This window comes from Bacteroidia bacterium, from assembly GCA_023228875.1.
In the GTDB taxonomy this organism is placed as follows: Bacteria; Bacteroidota; Bacteroidia; order NS11-12g; family UBA955; genus JALOAG01.
This window is the reverse complement of record JALOAG010000007.1, coordinates 34898-54386: the sequence shown is the minus strand read 5'-3', so window position 1 is coordinate 54386 and position 19489 is coordinate 34898. Positions and strand designations below refer to the sequence as shown.

20 protein-coding genes are annotated in these 19489 nt (G+C 36.7%); 12 read left to right on the top strand and 8 right to left on the bottom strand.

Translation table 11 applies throughout. The annotated features are described in order from the left end of the window. Nucleotides 1–120: 120 nt before the first annotated feature. Genes M0R38_08455 through M0R38_08445 form a run of 3 tightly spaced genes read right to left on the bottom strand, consistent with a single transcriptional unit; the run spans nt 121 to nt 3207 of the window. A complete protein-coding gene (locus M0R38_08455; protein MCK9481774.1) occupies nt 121–1875 on the bottom strand; it encodes a S8 family serine peptidase in 1755 nt (584 codons plus the stop codon). Beyond that, on the bottom strand, nt 1862–2545 hold the full coding sequence (locus tag M0R38_08450; protein MCK9481773.1) for a hypothetical protein: 684 nt from the start codon (nt 2543–2545) through the stop codon (nt 1862–1864). The genes M0R38_08455 and M0R38_08450 overlap by 14 nt, the downstream gene beginning before the upstream one ends. A 2-nt stretch (nt 2546–2547) precedes the next feature. Further along, a complete protein-coding gene (locus M0R38_08445) occupies nt 2548–3207 on the bottom strand; it encodes a hypothetical protein (GenBank protein ID MCK9481772.1) in 660 nt (219 codons plus the stop codon). A 273-nt stretch (nt 3208–3480) separates the two neighbouring features. On the opposite strand from M0R38_08445, the gene M0R38_08440 reads away from it, so the two are divergent. Both M0R38_08440 and M0R38_08435 read left to right on the top strand, forming a co-directional pair. Continuing rightward, complete coding sequence (locus M0R38_08440) at nt 3481–4134, top strand: hypothetical protein (protein MCK9481771.1); 654 nt, start codon at nt 3481–3483, stop codon at nt 4132–4134. A 55-nt stretch (nt 4135–4189) separates the two neighbouring features. Next, entirely contained in the window at nt 4190–6484 is a 2295-nt protein-coding gene (locus M0R38_08435; protein MCK9481770.1) for a UvrD-helicase domain-containing protein, read from the top strand. Nucleotides 6485–6513: 29 nt separating this feature from the next. On the opposite strand, the gene M0R38_08430 is transcribed toward M0R38_08435, so the two are convergent. Further along, complete coding sequence (locus M0R38_08430; GenBank protein MCK9481769.1) at nt 6514–7749, bottom strand: cystathionine gamma-synthase family protein; 1236 nt, start codon at nt 7747–7749, stop codon at nt 6514–6516. Nucleotides 7750–7886: 137 nt separating this feature from the next. Continuing rightward, entirely contained in the window at nt 7887–8309 is a 423-nt protein-coding gene (locus M0R38_08425; protein ID MCK9481768.1) for a DUF5684 domain-containing protein, read from the bottom strand. A gap of 228 nt (nt 8310–8537) precedes the next feature. Here M0R38_08425 and M0R38_08420 point away from each other — a divergent pair, with 228 nt between their 5' ends. The 3 genes from M0R38_08420 to rodA are packed head-to-tail and all read left to right on the top strand — an operon-like array spanning nt 8538 to nt 10945. After that, entirely contained in the window at nt 8538–9155 is a 618-nt protein-coding gene (locus M0R38_08420; GenBank protein ID MCK9481767.1) for a PorT family protein, read from the top strand. Next, nucleotides 9152–9625: a DUF4440 domain-containing protein gene (locus M0R38_08415; GenBank protein MCK9481766.1), complete on the top strand. Its 474-nt coding sequence runs from the start codon at nt 9152–9154 to the stop codon at nt 9623–9625. Before M0R38_08420 ends, M0R38_08415 begins: the two co-directional genes overlap by 4 nt. Nucleotides 9626–9649: 24 nt before the next feature. Next, the gene (gene rodA, locus M0R38_08410; GenBank protein ID MCK9481765.1) at nt 9650–10945 is read left to right on the top strand and encodes a rod shape-determining protein RodA; all 1296 of its coding nucleotides are present in this window, start codon (nt 9650–9652) and stop codon (nt 10943–10945) included. A gap of 27 nt (nt 10946–10972) precedes the next feature. Here rodA and M0R38_08405 read toward each other — a convergent pair whose 3' ends face one another. From M0R38_08405 to M0R38_08395, 3 genes are read right to left on the bottom strand one after another with little or no spacing between them, the layout of a single operon-like run. Beyond that, nucleotides 10973–11563, bottom strand: coding sequence for a bifunctional nuclease family protein (locus tag M0R38_08405; GenBank protein MCK9481764.1), 591 nt, complete (start codon nt 11561–11563; stop codon nt 10973–10975). A gap of 17 nt (nt 11564–11580) precedes the next feature. Further along, complete coding sequence (locus tag M0R38_08400; protein ID MCK9481763.1) at nt 11581–12543, bottom strand: electron transfer flavoprotein subunit alpha/FixB family protein; 963 nt, start codon at nt 12541–12543, stop codon at nt 11581–11583. A gap of 21 nt (nt 12544–12564) precedes the next feature. Continuing rightward, nucleotides 12565–13302: an electron transfer flavoprotein subunit beta/FixA family protein gene (locus tag M0R38_08395; GenBank protein MCK9481762.1), complete on the bottom strand. Its 738-nt coding sequence runs from the start codon at nt 13300–13302 to the stop codon at nt 12565–12567. Between the two features lie 72 nt (nt 13303–13374). On the opposite strand from M0R38_08395, the gene M0R38_08390 reads away from it, so the two are divergent. From M0R38_08390 to rlmN, 7 genes are all read left to right on the top strand, one after another. Then, nucleotides 13375–13707, top strand: a complete 333-nt coding sequence (locus tag M0R38_08390; GenBank protein ID MCK9481761.1) for a tetratricopeptide repeat protein — start codon at nt 13375–13377, stop codon at nt 13705–13707. Nucleotides 13708–13791: 84 nt separating this feature from the next. After that, complete coding sequence (gene thrS, locus M0R38_08385) at nt 13792–15735, top strand: threonine--tRNA ligase (protein ID MCK9481760.1); 1944 nt, start codon at nt 13792–13794, stop codon at nt 15733–15735. Nucleotides 15736–15744: 9 nt separating this feature from the next. Beyond that, a complete protein-coding gene (gene infC, locus M0R38_08380) occupies nt 15745–16296 on the top strand; it encodes a translation initiation factor IF-3 (protein MCK9481759.1) in 552 nt (183 codons plus the stop codon). A 27-nt stretch (nt 16297–16323) separates the two neighbouring features. Further along, entirely contained in the window at nt 16324–16524 is a 201-nt protein-coding gene (rpmI, locus tag M0R38_08375) for a 50S ribosomal protein L35 (protein ID MCK9481758.1), read from the top strand. 83 nt (nt 16525–16607) lie between these two features. Further along, complete coding sequence (rplT, locus tag M0R38_08370; protein MCK9481757.1) at nt 16608–16952, top strand: 50S ribosomal protein L20; 345 nt, start codon at nt 16608–16610, stop codon at nt 16950–16952. Between the two features lie 198 nt (nt 16953–17150). Continuing rightward, on the top strand, nt 17151–18365 hold the full coding sequence (locus M0R38_08365; protein MCK9481756.1) for an alanine dehydrogenase: 1215 nt from the start codon (nt 17151–17153) through the stop codon (nt 18363–18365). 38 nt (nt 18366–18403) lie between these two features. Then, nucleotides 18404–19435, top strand: coding sequence for a 23S rRNA (adenine(2503)-C(2))-methyltransferase RlmN (gene rlmN / locus M0R38_08360; protein MCK9481755.1), 1032 nt, complete (start codon nt 18404–18406; stop codon nt 19433–19435). Nucleotides 19436–19489: the final 54 nt, after the last annotated feature.

Genomic DNA, 19489 nt, shown 5'->3' with positions numbered 1-19489 from the left:
TTATTAGAAAGAATAATGCAAGATTTAAGTTGTGTCTATAGGAGTTCCAGTCAAAAATCACAGATTGAAAACTCGGAGGTTTTTCCCAAAAAAATGTATAAGCAGCAGCTAAGGTTGTTCTTATCCTCCAACGCTAAGCAAGCGTTGGTAATTCATGTAATCTGACTTAATTTCGATGATATAATATCCCTTTTTAAGAGGTTTCTTCTGTAAATAATCAATGAGCCAAGGGGTGCTATAAAAATCACCGGCTTTCAATTTTACTTTTGTTTTTACAATCTTAGAGAACTTATTGTGTCCTGTTTGTTTTTTCAGGGTGATTGTAACCTTTTGAACATAAGCGGAATAAAGACGTAAGGTAGCTAATGCAAATCCTTTCTGAATTTCATTTTCAAAAATATGATTATAGTTCGGGTCAAAGTTTTTTAACTTACCTAAGATTGCCAAAGCCATTTCAAAATGTGGTACACCATATCCATATCTGGAATTTGGAGTAGCGTAGTGCGAACCACTTCTATATACTGCATCTAATATTTGGTCGAGGGTCTTGTCAGGACATGCTTGCAGCATACAAGCCATCATTCCGCTCAGAATAGGATTGGAAAACGAAGTGCCATTAGAAGGACCAATATCTCCATTGGATTCAGCAACGATTACATCTGTAGCCAATGCAGAAATATTTGGTTTTATTCTGTTGTCTGATGTAGGACCGTAGGAACTGAATGTGGACGGATACATATATTCATCAACGCCTCCTGCAGCTACAACATGCTCTCCATCTGCGGGTGCTCCAATGTAATGCCAAGGAGAGTAGCCTTCGTTGCCGGCAGAGTTCATCACTATTATTCCTTTTTCATAGGCTTTGTCAGCAGCAAGTGTAATCACGGTGGTTTTGCCGTTCATATCGCTATAAGTGTGCGAAAATTCATTCTCTGAAAATGTTGTATAGCCTAATGAAGAACTGATTAAATCTGCTCCAATGCTATCAGCGTATTCTGCTCCTGCCAACCAATTTGATTCTTCTATTCTTGATTCAAAACCTTCATTTTCTGTTCTCACAAGTACAAAGTAAGCTTCGGGTGCAGTTCCTACAAAAACTCCTGGAACATTTGCCGCAATGCAGCTTAACGCATTTGTGCCATGTGAACCATCCTCCCATACACTACCATTAAAATCTACAAAGTCGTTGTAGGCAATAATACGGTTGTTTACCATGAGACTGTCAAAAATCGGTAAGCGGTCGTAGTTCTGATATCCTACATCAAGCATTGCAATCAATATACCTGCTCCTGTGTAACCTTCTTTGTGGACCACATGACCGGATAGCATTTGGATTTGCTCCCATCCTTTGCCGTAATATTCAGGAATGGACAATAACCTATCGGAATGATAGCTGAGTCGCAAGTAGTCAAATTCTTTGTTACTTGTTAAATAATCTTCTGAGGTGCGAGTGGTGTCTTTTTGTTCTCTTATTGGTGTTCCTCCAATGTAATCGATAGATTTAACAAAAGGAAGGTTTCGTATTACTTGAGTTGAAGTTATGGTGGTGTCTAACTCAATAGTCAGGTTGTTGAACCAACGAGAAGTATAAAGGATATGTACTCCAGGTATTTGTGATATTTGATCTCTATATGAAGGATTGAGGGGAAGGTCTTCTTCATTGATGGGGATTTGCAATCTTTGTCTTCTCTCTATTGCTCTGGGACTCAAAAAACTCTCAGGGTGATCAATAGTGAAGGGTGTTCCTGTCTTGTCTTTTAACGAGATAATAAATTGCAGTTTTTTTACTGTTGAATCTTGTGCATTTAAAATGTTCGTTGTTATGAAACTCAATACCAATAAGGTGAGTATCTTAGCATTTTTATTTAAATCCATAGCTGATTAATTCTATCTTTTCTTTAGTTCCTGATGGGTAATTATTATCTAACAGGTCAATATTAGTATATTCTTTTGATACAAGTCCAATATCAACGGCATAAATTTCTTTCCACGAGTTTACTTCAAAGGGCAAATCACGTCCAAAACGAGTAATCTCAATACTTTGATTGGATTGAATGAATCCATTGTTATACGACTCTAATTTCTTGTCATAAATTAGAAGATATTGAGGTTCTTTGTTATATGTGTTCAAGTCCCATACAGATTCTTCAAGCACAGGAAATGTCAGTATTACACTTCTTTTATTTTCAACCACAGATTCAATATGGGTTTTTTGGCTTACATAGTAATAGGTTCGCTCGCTGCTCCATTGGGTTTCATTCATGTTTCTTGTATATTGAATATAACGCATTGCGGTTCTGCCCAAGTTGTCTTTGAAAAAAGTGTCTTGTTCGTTTCTCATAATCAAATGTACCGTATCTGATTTTTGGTTAAAGGCATCAAACGTTATCCTTTCAACACTGTATTCATGGTACATTTTAGGTTTTAAAGGAAAGTAATCAACTCCCAATTTGTTTTCGTCATATTGTTCAAATTTATCCTTGCGACATGAAGCCCAAAGGAGGATAGACAGAAACAACAGTAATATGGAAGTTTGAAATTTCACCTTTAATTATAGTCTTTCAGTGTGGTAATTATTTTTCGACCGGATACTTTTCCGTCAAAGCGCTGGATATAAGTGTTTTCTGCATATATTAAACCGACATCCTTGGCATAAACCTCAAATGCATTGATTTCTGTAAGCAATGTTTTTAATTCATTTTGCACTACTGTTGCAGTTTTAGAAAATGTGAAATTAGCAGCAGCATAAGGTTTTCCAACGTTTTTATATTTATAAAGTTGCTCATTTAAGTTGTTGTACAAATTGCAGTTCCATTTGCTTCCTTCTTTAACAGGAAAAACCATTTTAATGGTTCTAAAGGTGTCTGAATAGTTGATAACCGCATTGTTAGTCATTTTGATAACACTGGTCCATCGGTTGTTGGGTTCATTAAACCCTTTGTCCGGATTGTCGTATTCTACTCTAATTGAGGGTGTATATGTACTATCTTTAAATTCATTTGCATAAATAATTCTCAATTGCGAACTGAAAGTGTCAACTGATTGGTTAAAATCATCAAAAATGATCGAGTCTATTTGGTAAATATACTGCCTGCCAACGTTCATCGGGAAATACTCAAGTCCTAAGATTGCTTTAGGGTCTTCTTTTTTATTCTCACATGAAAGTAAAGAAATTGCAATGCAACAGAAAAGAATTACTCGTTCCACACTTAGGATTTAGATGTGCAAAAATACGGGAAAGCGATTAATGTTGTTTGTTATCCATGCTTAAATGGTGTGATATGACGGATTAAAGTATAAAATTGGGAGGCGTATTTGTTGTTTTTATGATTTCTGTGAGTCTTTGTATAAATAGTAAAAATTGACAAAACGTTTTTCTGGTGAAAGATGTGAGTGAATTGGCAGTTCGTCAACTTATCCACGTGTTTGGAAAACTTTTAAATTATGGTAAGAAATGAATAAAATACTTTTGCCGGCTGAATGGTACTCATTAAAAATAAAAAGAAGTACTGGAGTATATTAAAGTACCCTCTCCTGATACTTCTAATTGTTGTGAATACTGCAACGAAACGTGTTGAAACACCAAAAATTGACAAGAAAGTTTTTAAATTGGTGTATCTCAAAAGCGAAATGCCTACTAGGTTTTCAGAAGACAGTCTTAATTTAGAAGAAATTCCAAGTCTGAAAGAATTGTATAGTGTTGCCGAATACTATTTGGGAAAGTATGCAGTTTTCTTTTTGGCAATCAAGATTGAAGAATCGGGTGCAGACAAGAAACCAAGCTGGTTAGCAAAAAAATACAATAATTTGACAGGGATGCGCTTCCCTAAAACCAGAGAAACTTATGCTATTGCTGCCACTAATACCAATTATGCAATTTATAGGAATTGGTTTGAGAGCATGTTAGATTTTAAAATCTACATGGAAAACATGGAGAACTCTTTTAAGAAAAAGAATAAAAGAGAGTTCAAAGATGAATTTGAAATGTTGAATTACCTCTTTAGATATTTTAATGGGTTTGATAAATGGTATAATGACATGCGTTTCTTAATTCCCTACGTTCAAAGAAAATATGCTAATACTCCTGCCGATAGCAGTTCCAATCAAGATATTCTGATTTTTGAATATTTGTGAGTTTTACGTGGGCAAATAGTTTTAATACACAATAAATCAAATGTACTTTTGAAGCATGGAGGAAAACATGCATGAAGCTCCTTTTCTTAAAGATTTAGATGAGTCCCAAAGGGAAGCTGTTCAATGTTTAGAGGGTCCTTTGATGGTTCTCGCGGGTGCAGGTTCAGGAAAGACCAGAGTGTTGACTTATCGAATTGCTTTATTGATGTATCATGGCGTTGATCCTTTTAATATCTTAGCTTTAACTTTTACAAATAAAGCTTCACGTGAAATGCGTGAAAGGATAGAACGATTGGTTGGACCGGAAGTAAAGAATTTATGGATGGGTACTTTTCACTCTGTTTTTGCAAGAATCCTAAGAGCGGAAGCCAAAAAGATTGGCTATCAAAATAATTTTACAATCTTTGACACAGACGATTCCAAGAGTATGGTAAAGTCCATCATTAAGGAAATGAACCTTGATGATAAACTCTATAAAACCGCTGTCATCTACAATAGGATTTCTTCAGCAAAGAATAATTTGATTACGGCAGAAGAATACATGGCTACTTCTGATTATATAGTTTCTGATGAGGCTAATGGGAGACCCAAAACTGCTGAAATTTTTGTAGAATATGCTAAAAGGTGCTTCAAATCAAATGTGATGGATTTTGATGATTTGCTGCTCAATACCTTTAAACTGTTGAAGGAACATCCTGATGTGTTAAATAAATATCAGCACCAGTTTAAATATGTATTAGTTGATGAGTATCAAGATACGAATCATTGTCAATACATGATAATCAAAAAGTTAGTAGCAGTGTCGCGCAATATTTGTGTGGTAGGTGATGATTCTCAAAGTATTTACTCGTTTAGAGGAGCTAACATTCGAAATATTCTGAATTTCGAAATTGATTACCCTGAATATCAAGTTGTAAAATTGGAACAGAACTATCGCTCAACCAAAACAATTGTTGCGGCTTCCGGTGATATTATTAATCATAACAAAGAAAAGTTAGATAAAAAAATATGGACTTCTAATCCTGAAGGGGATAAAATCAGTGTGATTAAAGCGGTTACTGATAAGGAAGAAGGATCGCTGATTGCACAACAAATCTATCAGCTCACTACCGCACACCACTTCAAAAACGATGATATAGCAATACTGTATAGAACGAATGCACAGTCAAGGGCTTTTGAAGAGGCATTGCGAAGGATGAATATTCCGTATAAAATCTACGGAGGACTTTCGTTTTATCAACGAAAAGAAATTAAAGACCTTATTGCTTATCTAAGACTGGTGGTCAATCAAAAGGATGAAGAAGCATTGAAACGGATAATTAATTATCCTGTTCGAGGCATTGGAGATACAACGATTCAGAAGATAGTCTATATAGCAAATCAATATAATGTGTCCTTGTGGGAAGTGTTGGAAAAGGCTCATCACTTTGATGTTTTTGGCAGTGCAATTAGTAAATTGCAGAACTTTGTCATGTTAATCAGTAATTTCAGAGATGCTGCCAACACAAAGGATGCTTATGATACTGTTGAATATGTTGCAAAACAATCCGGATTGCTAAAGCATTTACATGATGATAAAACGCCTGAAGGGATATCGCGTTATGAAAATATAATGGAATTGCTCAATGGTGTCAAAGAGTTTTGTGAGGATGACACAAATGAAGCAGATAAAACACTTGATGCTTTTTTACAAGATGTGGCACTGCTCACAGATGCAGACAAACAAGATGAGGATGAAACTGAAAAAGTAAAATTGATGACCATCCATGCCTCCAAGGGATTAGAATTTCCTGCAGTATTTGTTGTGGGGTTAGAAGAAAATTTATTCCCTTCGTTTATGACACTCCAGAGTAGGGCAGACTTAGAAGAAGAAAGACGGCTGTTTTATGTAGCGGTGACAAGAGCAGAAAAGAAATTGCATTTGAGTTATGCTACGTCTCGGTATAGACATGGCACGTTGTTATATTGTGAGCCAAGCCGCTTCCTTACGGAGATAGAACCTCGTTATCTCAACGTGAATGCTATGTTTAAAGGTCAGCCGTTGCCTGATAAATCATCAGTTTTTGGCAAGCATGAGCCTTTGTCAAATCAAACAAATAAGTTTTCAATTAATCCTGCTTATCGCAATCAATTTGCTACCCCTAAGCAACAGATAACGGATTCTGACTTTAAGCCGGATGATTTAAGTGCGCTAACTACAGGAACGCGGGTGATGCATCAACGCTTTGGAAAAGGTATCGTTGAGTCTGTAAGTAGTGAAGGGGTTAATAGTAAGGCGGTGGTGAATTTTGAAGAAAGTGGTTCTAAGACCTTAGTACTTAAGTTTGCCAAAATGAAGATACTGGGTTAAAGCTCTCAGTTGAGATTTGGCTCACCATGTTAGACTTTGTCGAGAGCCTGTTTAATATCAGCAATGATATCTTCGTAATTTTCAATTCCTACTGACAATCTCACCATCTTTTCAGTAATGGATAATTTTTTTCTTTCGTCAGGGTTGACATCGCAATGGGTCATGGTTGCAGGATGTTCTGCCAGACTTTCAGTGCTGCCAAGACTTACTGCAAGTTTGATGAGTCGCAATGAATTGAGAAACTTAAAGGAATCTTTCTCGCCTCCTTTGATTTCAAATGAAATCATCGCTCCATTACTTAGGCACTGTTTCTTCTTGATTTTTCCTTGTGTGCTTTGTGCAGGAATGTTTCCAAGATAATATACCTTTTCGACTTTGGGATGTTTGTTAAGAAAGGCGGCAATCTTATCAGCATTGGCTGACTGTGTGTCCATTCGGACCTTGAGGGTTTCGAGGCTTCTAAGTAACAACCATCCTGTATGGGGACTAGCCATGTTGCCCATGAATGTTCGCATAGCCCTGACCCTTGGCATTATCTCTTTGTTTCCAAGACAAGCACCGGCAATTATATCGCTATGTCCGCCAATGTATTTAGTTGCAGAATACAACACAAGGTCTGCCCCATGTTGAAGCGGATGTTGCCATAGCGGACCCATATAGGTATTGTCAACAGCTACATAAACTTGTTTGCCTGGTTTTGACAAGTATCCCGCTACTTCTTTGCAAACCGATATGTCAATGAGATCGTTGGTTGGATTAGCAGGTGTTTCTGTATAGATGAGTGCTACCTTATCCGACAGTCCGTTCTTTTTAAGCATGTCTATTATTTCTTTCTTGGATTGGTTGATACCAAATTCTACCACTTTGATTCCGAATTGAGGGAGTACTTTTTTTGCAAAATGGTCAGTGCCACCATAAACCGGACTACTCATTAATAACACATCACCGGGACGTAAAAACTCCCAGAATACTGTTGAAATCGCAGCCATGCCACTTTCAAAAACACAGCAATCTTCCGCTTCTTCCCACAAACAAAGACGATTTTCGAAAATTTCTAAATTAGGATTATTTATCCTGCTATAGATTAATCCAAGCTCTTCCTTTTTGCGTTTTGCCCTGTGTCCATAAGCTATTTCAAAAAATGCTTTGCCTTCTTCTGCAGTATTGAATACAAAGGTAGAAGTCATGAATATTGGGCTTTTTACTGCACCTTCTGATAATTCCGGCTTATAGCCGTGCGACATCATTAAACTTTCGGGTTTCATTTGTGAGTGATTAAATGGGTTGTCAAAGATACAGTGAATGTTTGATAGTTGTTGATTTGATAGGGTTGAATTGTTTCAAAAAAAAAGCCCCCAATTGTGTTGGGAGCTTAAGGTGTTTCTTTCAGAATTTGAGATGACTATGATTGGGTGTTTGCGTTGTCTTCAATATAGCCATACTTGTAGTCGCCAAATGCTAACAAAGGGAAGAAGACTATACTTAAGAGTAGCAGTCCGATAGCGAAACCCACGCCTTGACCAAATGCTTTTGCTAACTCTATGTATATGATAATAGCTATAATAACATTGACAAAAGGGATTAGTAATAATAGTATCCACCAAGTTGGTTTCTTGACAATCTCAAGTAAGATGACAATATTGTATATGGGTACTATTGCCGCCCATCCAGGTTTTCCCGCTTTCTCAAACACTTTCCATAAGCTAATAATAATCAATGCTAAGATTAATATATAAAAAATCATTAATCCCATGCCGATACCGGCAAATAAAGCTGCAATGAGACCCTGATTTTGGTCAAATTGTGACATGTCAATAGTTTCCATAGTTGTAAATTTTAGTTTATAATAATAAATGTAGTGCAATAATAGTATAATAATTATTGACTACAATAACTTTTTTATTTGTAACAAAATTTGATTGTAAAGTGAGCAGTGGATCGATTGGTATATAGATATATATTCATTATTCTTGTTATGCTTATCTTATTTAGCTTAATTTCGATTGATAAATTCATCATGAGAAACCAGTAAATAGAGTTACCTTTGACTGCTATGAAGAATTTGTTTGCTATATTGGTTATGCTCATCGTTTTGAATGAACCTGTGTATACTCAACAATTTGAGGGTGGTTTACAAGGAGGATTTAATGCTTCCCAAGTTGACGGGGATAGGAATGCAGGGTATAATAAACTTGGGTTTAATGGAGGTGTCTTTTTGCATTATGTACTGCCAGATAAGCAGCATTCTATAGGATTTGATTTGATGTATATGGGAAAGGGGAGTAGGAATAGACGCGACCCTGAAGGACTTGATCCTATCTTAATTTATTCCTATCATTATGTTGAACTACCATTATATTACCGTTATATTCACAAAAAATTTGCATTTCGTTCCGGTTTGACTTGGGCTTATGTATTTAGCTCAAAATTTGATGATGGAGGTTCTGCAAAGGAAATTATAGGGTTGAGAAATGTGGATTATTTGTGGCACTGTGGAGGGGAATATGCTTTTAATGAGCAATTTGCTTTGTTTATTGGTTATGAATATTCAATAAGAACAATCATTAAAAGAGATTTTTATTTGCTTCCTTCGCCAATTGATCAATTCAGACGAAATGGAGTGTATCATAATTTGATTCAAGTGTCACTTAAATACAATTTTACTAAATGAACAAAAAAACAGCGGGTGCATTATTGTTTTTTCTAATTGCTGCTTTGTTGGGAAGTTATGTGATACCAGCTATGAAGAAAAGTTACGAAAAGCAGGAGCAAAGTAAGGCTACTCGAATACCGCAGCTGATAACAGCGCAATCAGATTCTTGGAACAATGGCGATTTGTCGGGGTTTATGTCATTATATTGGAAGTCAGACTCATTACCCTTTCTTACATTTTCCGGTGTGCAATATGGCTGGCAGCGTTTGTATGATTCTTATCAAAAAGGCTATTTTGAGAGTGATGCCAAAAGAGGTCAACTGAAGTTTGAAATTGAAAAGATGATTCCGGTAGAAAGTCATGTATATTTAGTGCCGGGTAGTTGGACTGTTTCAAGACAGGATACGGTTTTAAGCGGTAAATTTTCATTGTTATTCAAATTCTTTGAAAATGATGGATGGAAAATAATTGCAGATCATACATGGTAGGGTTCTTAATATTACTTTTGCTGCATGGTTAATTACTACAATCCAGGAATTTTTCAAGAAAAGCCCAGACCGGATTGGTTAACCATCATTTTATTCTTAATACTCTCAACCTTTGGGGTGTTGAATGTGTTTTCTGCATCAACATCAATAGATGATGCGGTGTTTTGGGATATTTCAAAGAATCATGGTAAACAATTGATATTTATGGCAGTTGCATTAGGCATTGGCTTTTTCTTTATGCTATTAACACCAACTTTTTTTCATATAACTTCTTATGGAATTTATGCTGTTGTAATTGGGTTGCTTGTCTTAGTGTTAGTAATTGGGACGACTATTGCTGCCTCTAAAAGCTGGATAAGCATTGGGAGTTTTCGACTGCAACCTGCTGAGTTTGCTAAATATGCTACTGTGTTGGCAATTGCTAAGTATCTGGATGGGTATGGCATTTCTTTCAAAGGATATAGAAACATAGGTATTTGTATGACATTTGTGGGTCTGCCTTTTCTGCTTACATTAGCGCAAAATGATACAGGTTCTGCCTTAGTGTTCTTTAGTTTTGTATTGGTTTTTTTTAGAGAAGGCATGCCTGGATATATTCTTGTGATGGGGCTTTGGGTTGTCTTATTGTTTATTTTGTCCATTATTTTTGATAATTATTTTCATAGCTATACGATCGCCATTGGGATTGTTGCTTTAGGTGCTATTGCTGCTTTTGTGCTGAGAAGATACAAAAAAGCGTTACTCTTGGTGTTTCTTATTGTTGTTGGTTCTTTAGCTATCAATGTTGGGGTTAATTTCTTTTTCAATAAAGTATTAAAGCAGTATCAGCGAGATAGGATTTTAGTTACACTCAACCTTAAAGAGGATAAGATGGGAATTGGTTATAATGTGAATCAGTCAAAAATAGCCATTGGTGCAGGTCAATTGACCGGTAGAGGTTTTATGCAAGGCACACAAACTTTGATGGGGTTTGTGCCTGAACAGAGTACGGATTTTATTTTTTGCACGATTGGAGAAGAATGGGGGTTTATTGGCACAGCTTCCATGATTATAATATACTTGGTTTTTATGGGAAGAATTCTCTTTTTGGCGGAACGACAGCGCACCACATATAGTAGGGTGGTTGGTTATGGACTTTTTTCAATTCTATTGATGCATTTCTTTATTAATATAGGAATGACATTAGGGATAGTGCCGGTGATTGGTATTCCTCTACCGTTTTTTAGTTATGGAGGTAGCTCATTTATTGCATTCACGGTGTTGCTGTTTACATTTCTCAGCTTAGATTCTAAAAGAATCTTTGAAATGGTAAGAGGGTGAATTGATGTAAATAAATATTAAAGACTTTTATTTTCTCTTTGAAATTTCATCGCGAATAGTGGCTGCGGTAAAATAATCTTCTTTGACTAATGCTTCTTGTAGAAGACGCTCTAATTCTGACATACTCATCAGTTCTAATTCTTCTTTGAAAGATTTGGGTTGGGGTGGTTCAAAATCTTCAACTATTCTCCCTGGTGTATCAAAATCTTCAGTTGTGATATCTACTCCGGTTTCTGCCAAAACACGTTCATCTATATAAATCGGAGCATTGAACCTTACGGCAAGCGCTACTCCATCTGAGGTGCGAGAATCGATTTCATAAAAAGTACCATTTTGTTCAAAAGTAATAATGGCATAAAATACACCGTCTTCAAATCTGTTTATGAAGATTTCCTTCATGGTCAGATTGATTTTATCACTGATTGAGTGAACGAGATCGTGTGTATTGGGTCGTTTGAGAATCTTGTGTTCAATAGCAAGTGCAATAGATTGCGCTTCGGGTATGCCTATAATAATGGGTAATTTCCTATTCCCCTTGACCTCTTTCAAGATAAGTTGATAAGTGGAGTGGATTGCTCCAAGAATAATTTCATCCACTTGAACAAGGACTTTACCCATTATCTTTTCTATTTAGTTTAACTGTTCATGGTCGCTTTTGCGGCAGCAATGAGCTTGGGAAGCACTTGAAATGCATCGCCAACAATTCCGTAATCAGCGATTTTAAAAAATGGTGCCTCAGGATCAGTATTAATAACAACAATTACTTTACTTGAGCTCACGCCAGCCAAATGTTGTATAGCACCGGAAATTCCAATTGCGATATTGAGGTTAGGTTTTATCGTAATACCGGTTTGTCCCACGTGCTCAGAATGTGGTCTCCAACCCATGTCGCTCACGGGTTTAGAGCAGGCAGTTGCTGCGCCCAAAATAGTAGCAAGTTCTTCAACCATTCCCCAATTTTCAGGTCCTTTCATCCCTCTGCCGGCAGAAACCACGATTTCTGCTTCTGTGAGTGGAATCTTGCCTTGTGTTTTTGATATTTCTATTACATTCGTAACAGATGCTTGTGTTCCAATAGTCTCAGAAACGAAGGATGTTGTTACTTCATTCTCTTCAACATCAATGGAGTTGGGAGTGAGTGCAATCACTTTGTTTGCTCTGCATAGAGAAACGTAAGCATATCCTTTGCCGGAGAATGCTCCTCTTTTTACACTAAAACCGTTATCTGTATCAGGTAGCTCTACAACATTAGTTGCTAAGCTGGCATTGAGTTTAACGGCAATAGACGGAGCGATTGATTTGCCTGTATATGTATTTGAAACGACCAAAACAGTACCTCCTAAGTTTTTATATCCTTGAGCAATTAATTCACTCCATGGTTGGGGGTGAAACTCATTAGCAGGAGTTGCTATTTTTAATACTTTGGAAATACCGTATATGCCTAATTTACTCAAATCTTCATCTTGCACATTGCCAATTACAAGGGCATGAGCTTCGGTTCCGATTTTGGATGCTGTTTTGTATGCGTATGTGGCTGCTTCAAAAACACCTTTTTTGAATTTGCCATCTGAATTTTCTGCGAATATTACTACTGACATAATGTTTCGATTTATAAAATTTTAAATAACTTTAGCTTCGTTTCTTAATAACTGAATGAGTTCTTCCGGGTGTTCAGGGTCGATTAATTTGACTGCGGCTTTTGGTTTTGGGCTTTCAAAACGTTGATAACTGCCAAATGCTTCTACTGAAACTGGTTCGACAACATTCAATGGTTTGGTCCTTGCTGACATTATACCTCTCATGTTGGGGATTCTTGGTTCACAAAGGTCTTTTTGTGCACTTACCACCATCGGCAGCGGACAGTTTAGTTTTTCGCTTCCACCATCAATATCTCTTGTTAAAGTTGCAGATGTGCCATCTACTTCAATGGAGGTTACAATGTTTACTGCCGGAATTTTTAATAATTCAGCAATAAGCCCACATACTTGCCCACCATTATAATCAATAGATTCTCTACCGGTGAAGATGATGTCAAATCCTTTGTCTTTGGCAAATGCAGCAATTTGTTCTGCTACAAATTGACCATCAACAGCATCGGCATTAATTCTATAAGCATCATGTGCCCCAATTGCTAATCCTTTACGAATGACAGCATCGTTTTCGGCTGTGCCAACATGCATAAGGCTGACAGTGCCACCGTGCTTTTCAGTAAGTTCTAATGCTCTTGTAATAGATACTTCGTCATAAGGGTTAATGATAAATTGGACACCTTGTGTGTTGAATTTTGTATTATTTTCAACGAACGTTATTTTGGTGGTTGTATCCGGAACCACACTCATACACACTAATATCTTCATATTATGGATTTCTGTTTAAGTTTGCAAAGTTACTATTGACAGCTTGTATCACAAAATTTATCACAACAAATAATGAATAATCCAAGAGAGGCTAGGTTGTTACAGTTAAAAAGTTTGTTAGAAGTTACGCCAGACGATGCCTTTTTGCGTTATGCCATGGCTTTAGAGCTCTTTAATATGGGGCAATATGAACAATCTGAACAGCAGTTTTTGGCTCTCATTCACGATAGTCCCGAATATGTAGCCACTTATTATCATTTGGCTAAACTATATGAAGCAAAATCGGAATTTGAAAAAGCCAAAGAGATTTACAAACAAGGAATAGAAATCACACAAAAGATTAGAGATATGCACGCACTTTCAGAACTTAGAAGTGCTTTAAATGAACTTGAATTTGATGAATGAATATGAAAGTGAAATTGAGTTTAAAAGAGCTTGACTTTTCTATTAAATTCGCAGCCCTATTTTAGTAAATTATTCAAAACAATTATGTCTGAAATCAATATTACCCTTCCTGACGGCAGTATTAGGCATTATCCAAAGGGAACTACCGGTATGCAGATTGCGCAAAGTATTAGCGAGGGTCTTGCAAGGGTGGTGTTAGCTGCCAAAGTGAATGGAGAAGTATGGGATTTGTCACGATCGATAGAGAAAGATGCGAATTTTCAATTGCTTAAATGGGACGACAAAGAAGGTAAGAGTACTTTTTGGCATTCGTCTGCTCACTTATTGGCAGAAGCGTTAGAATCCCTTTATCCCGGTATTAAATTGGGTATTGGTCCTCCGGTTGAAAATGGTTTCTATTACGATATAGATTTTGGACTCTATAATTTCTCTTCTGATGATTTTGATAAAGTTGAGAAAAAGATGATGGAGTTGGCAAAAAATAATGCTGAATACATACGTAAACCGATATCTAAATCAGAAGCCATTGCTTATTTTACTGCCAAACAAGACCCTTATAAAATTGACTTGTTAAATGAGTTGGAAGACGGGAAAATAACCTTTTATACACAAGGGAACTTTACAGATTTGTGCAAAGGTCCACATATTCCTCATACAGGTCATATTAAAGCAGTGAAATTGACCGCGACTGCCGGAGCTTATTGGCGTGGAGATGAAAAACAAAAGCAACTTACCCGTGTCTATGGCATTACTTTTCCAAAAAAGTCCGAGCTAGAAGAGTACTTGGTATTGTTAGAAGAGGCGAAGAAACGCGACCATCGCAAATTGGGTAAGGAGTTGGAATTGTTTACTTTTTCAACCAAAGTTGGACAAGGACTTCCACTTTGGTTGCCCAAAGGAGCTGATTTGAGAGGCAGGTTACAAACTTTTCTCATGCAAAAGCAAAAAGAGTTTGGATATGAGCAAGTAATTTCTCCTCATATTGGACATAAACAACTGTATATAACATCAGGACATTATGAAAAATATGGAGCAGATTCCTTTCAACCCATTCATACTCCTGCCGAGGGAGAGGAATTCCTTCTCAAACCGATGAATTGTCCCCATCACTGTGAAATTTACAAAGCCAAACCTCATTCATATAAAGAGTTGCCTATTCGTTATGCCGAATTTGGAACTGTGTATAGATATGAGCAGAGTGGGGAATTACATGGTTTAACCAGAGTGCGTGGTTTTACACAAGATGATGCCCATATATTTTGTCGTCCGGATCAAGTGCGAGAAGAGTTTAATAATGTAATTGACATTGTTTTATACATTTTCAAAACTTTAAAGTTTGAGAACTTTACTGCCCAAGTGTCATTGAGAGATCAAAATGATAGAAGCAAGTATATTGGAAGTGCAGAAAATTGGGAGAGAGCCGAAAACGATATTATTGAGGCAACCAAAGAGAAAGGCTTGCCGACCGTTATAGAATATGGAGAGGCAGCTTTTTATGGACCTAAATTAGATTTTATGGTAAAAGATGCAATTGGGCGTTCATGGCAGTTGGGTACCATTCAAGTGGATTACAATTTGCCTGAAAGATTTGAGTTGGAATACATTGGCAGTGACAATAAAGTACATCGCCCCGTGATGCTTCACCGCGCCCCATTTGGTTCTATGGAACGTTTTGTCGCTGTTTTACTTGAACATACTGCAGGTAAATTTCCTTTGTGGTTAACTCCGGATCAATATATCATTCTCCCCATCAGCGATAAATTTCAAGAATATTCAGAAAAAGTTTTTAACATACTAAAAAAATACGATATTCGCGGCTCGATTGACGCGAGGTCGGAAAAGACGGGAAGGAAGATACGAGATGCAGAGGTACAAAAGATACCTTTTATGTTGATTGCAGGAGAGAAGGAAATGGCGGAAGGGACTGTTTCTGTAAGGCAACATGGGGGTGTGGACTTGGGTAGTATGAAGGTTGAAGATTTCGCTCAGTTGATACAAAAAACCATTAAAGAAGAATTACAAAACTAAGTACATAATTTGGCAAAAAAGTTTATTGGAAGGGTTATAAAAGAGAACCTGCACAGCATTAACGAGAATATTCAAGAATCCCATCTGAGATTAGTGGGTGAAAATACCAATAATTCCATAATGGACACTGCAGATGCTCTCAAATTGGCATACGAACAAGGGTTAGACCTTGTGGTTATTTCTCCCAATGCAGAGCCTCCGGTTGCTAAAATTATGGACTACAAAAAGTTCTTATACGAGCAAAAGAAGAAGCAAAAAGAGATAAAAGCTAATGCTACGCCTACAGTAGTGAAGGAAATCCGTTTCGGTCCTAACACTGATGATCATGATTATGCTTTTAAACTCAAGAATGCGAGATCTTTTCTAGAAGATGGAGCTAAAGTGAAAGTTTTTGTATTCTTTAGAGGTAGAACCATTGTGTTTAAGGAAAGAGGAGAGGCGCTGTTGCTTCGTTTTATACAGGAGATAACAGAAGATGGTTTTGCTAAGGTAGATCAAATGCCGGTGTTGGAAGGTAAGAAGATGATTATCATGCTTTCTCCCGGTAAAATTAAGAAGTAAAAAATAAAAATATAATATAGCTGTATTATGCCAAAGATGAAAACAAATTCCAGTGCTAAGAAAAGATTCAGTCTTACTGGAACAGGTAAAATTAAAAGAAATAAGGCTTTCAAAAGCCATATCCTGACAAAGAAATCAACCAAGAGGAAAAGAAACTTAGGTAAGTCAACGATTGTTGATGTTGCTGATACCTCTAATGTGAAGTTTTTGTTAACTATCGGAAAGTAATTAATTGAAATTAAATAAACCCGCGCCCAAGCTTGAAGTTTGTTTGTAGCAAACGCTTAGGGAGCAAAAAATAAATATAAATTATGCCAAGGTCAGTTAATCATGTGGCTTCAAGAGCCAGAAGAAAAAAAGTTCTAAAAAGAGCTAAAGGGTATTTCGGACGTAGAAAAAATGTCTGGACAGTTGCAAAAAATGCAGTTGAGAAAGGGATGCAGTATGCATACCGCGACAGAAAAACCAAAAAACGTAATTTCAGAGCATTGTGGATTATCCGTATCAATGCTGCTGCAAGAGAACGTGGAATTTCTTACTCTCAATTTATGCATAAATTGAAAGAAAACAATATCGATGTGAACAGAAAAGTTCTTGCAGACTTAGCAATGAACAACCCTGAAGCATTCGATGCTATCTTAAAAAAAGTATCTTAAGTTAGTCTAGAATTTGTATCAAGAAGCCTCCTATTTTTTTAGGAGGCTTTTTGTGTTTATTCAAAAGTTGAAGCCCCCTCTTAAATATGTGGATGCTATGATAATTTGAAATATTTTTCCAAATCGAGACTCTTTCAATAGTACTATCTTTGCAGAAATTCTTTGTATGTTTGTATAAGGAATTTTCATCCTAAATTTATGACAAAGAATAGCTACAATTCCCTTAAACAATTAGCCGAAGAAGCCGTCATGCAGCCTCAAGAAATGGCTGCACCGCTTAAAGAGAAAAAAAACAACTTGTTTATCGGTATTCCAAAGGAAATCACATATCAAGAAAATCGTACGCCTTTAACCCCGTCAGCTGTACATTTTTTAGTGAACAACGGACATCAAATTATTATTGAACAAAATACCGGAAAAGCATCCAATTTTCCTGATGTACAATATGCCGAAGCCGGTGCAACTATTGTAAGTTCTAAAGAGGAAATTTATAAAGCAGATATAGTTATCAAAGTAGCGCCACCTACTGCGCAAGAGGTTGATTTAATGAAACCAGATCAGATTCTTATTTCAGCTCTTCAAGTTAAAAATTTAGACCCTGTCATTTTGAAAAAAATGATGCAAAAAAGAATTGTTGCCATTGCTTATGAATTTTTCGAAGACGAATCCGGTAGTTTCCCTATTGTTAGAGCAATGAGTGAGATCGCAGGACATGCCAGCGTTTTGATAGGTGCTGAATATCTTGGTAGTTCACATGTTGGCAAAGGCAAATTGCTTGGTGGATTTACAGGTATTCCTCCAACACAAGTTGTGGTTATTGGAGCCGGCTCGGTTGGAGAATATGCAACAAGAGCAGCATTGGGGTTGGGGGCTTCTGTCAAAGTTTTTGACAATGAATTATATAGATTGAGAAGGTTGCAAGAAAATGTCGGGCAACAAGTTTACACATCTACCTTGCACCCAAAAATTTTAAAAGAAGCGCTGAAGACTTGTGATATTGCGATTGGTGCTCTTAGAGGTAAAAAAGGGTTGGCACCTGTGATTATTCCTGAAGAGTTTGTAGAGAATATGAAGCCATTGTCTGTCATCATAGATATTTCTATTGATCATGGGGGTGTGTTTGAAACTTCTGAAATTACAACTCACGAAAAACCCATTTTTAGAAAGCATGATGTCATTCATTATTGTGTACCAAATATCACATCGCGTGTGAGCCGTACTGCAAGTTACGCGCTGAGCAATATTCTTACTCCACTACTGATGGAAATTTCGGAGTACGGACGTTTTAACGATTATCTAAAAATGATGGTTGGTACACGCAGAGGAGTCTATGTGTACTATGGACAGTTGACAAGTCCAATATTAGCAGAGATGTATGGTATGAAGCATAAGGAACTTGACTTGCTTTTGTAAGTCTTATTATTATTTAGTCAATTCAATTGGAATCAAAAATCGATATCAGGAAGCTGTCTCTGAATGAAATTACAGAGAAGTTTAAAAGTTGGGATGAAAAACCATTTAGGGCAAAACAAGTTTATGAGTGGTTGTGGAAGTTTTCTTCGCATAGTTTTGATGACATGACAAACTTGTCTTTAGCGTTAAGACAAAAACTCAAAGAGAATTTTGAAATACGCAGTTTGGTTACTACTGCAACCCAAAAGAGTGCTGATACAACTGTCAAGTGTGCATTTAAGTTGTTTGATGGGAATATTGTAGAAGGCGTTTTGATACCTACTGAAACAAGGATGACAGCTTGTGTTTCTTCACAAGTAGGGTGTAGTCTCAACTGTAAGTTTTGTGCTACGGGTTATTTGAAAAGAGAAAGAAACCTGGAAGCAGGAGAAATTTATGACCAAGTGGTTGAGCTTAATAGAATAGCCATAGAATACTATGGACTTCCTTTAAGTAATATTGTCTATATGGGGATGGGAGAGCCATTGTTGAATTATCAAAATGTTTTGCAAAGTGTAGAACATATCACTTCAGAACAAGGCTTAGGGATGGCTGCAAAAAGGATTACTGTATCAACATCAGGGATTGCCAAGATGATAAAGAAGCTGGCAGATGACGGTGTGAAGTTTAATCTTGCGCTCTCTTTGCATGAGGCTGATAATGTGAAACGTTCTGCCATTATGCCTATCAACGATTCGAATCCTTTAGAAGAGTTGCAAGAAGCGTTACGCTATTTCTATTCTAAAACTAAAAATCAAATTACATTGGAATATGTTGTCATTAACAACACCAATGATTCTGATGAAGACGCTTTGAACGTTGTCAAATTTGCAAGTAAAATTCCTAAAGTAAAAGTGAATTTAATTGAATACAACCCTATTGATAACGCAGATTTTAAAGCCTCAAACATTACCAAAATGGAACGTTTTGCCTCTATTCTTAAAAAACACGATGTGCTGGCGGTAATCAGACGCAGCAGGGGCAAGGATATTGATGCTGCTTGTGGACAATTAGCAAATAAGACGCAATAAATTGACGTTTTTTTCGCTGTGATTGATTGAAATTTCAACAGTTTATAATCTCAT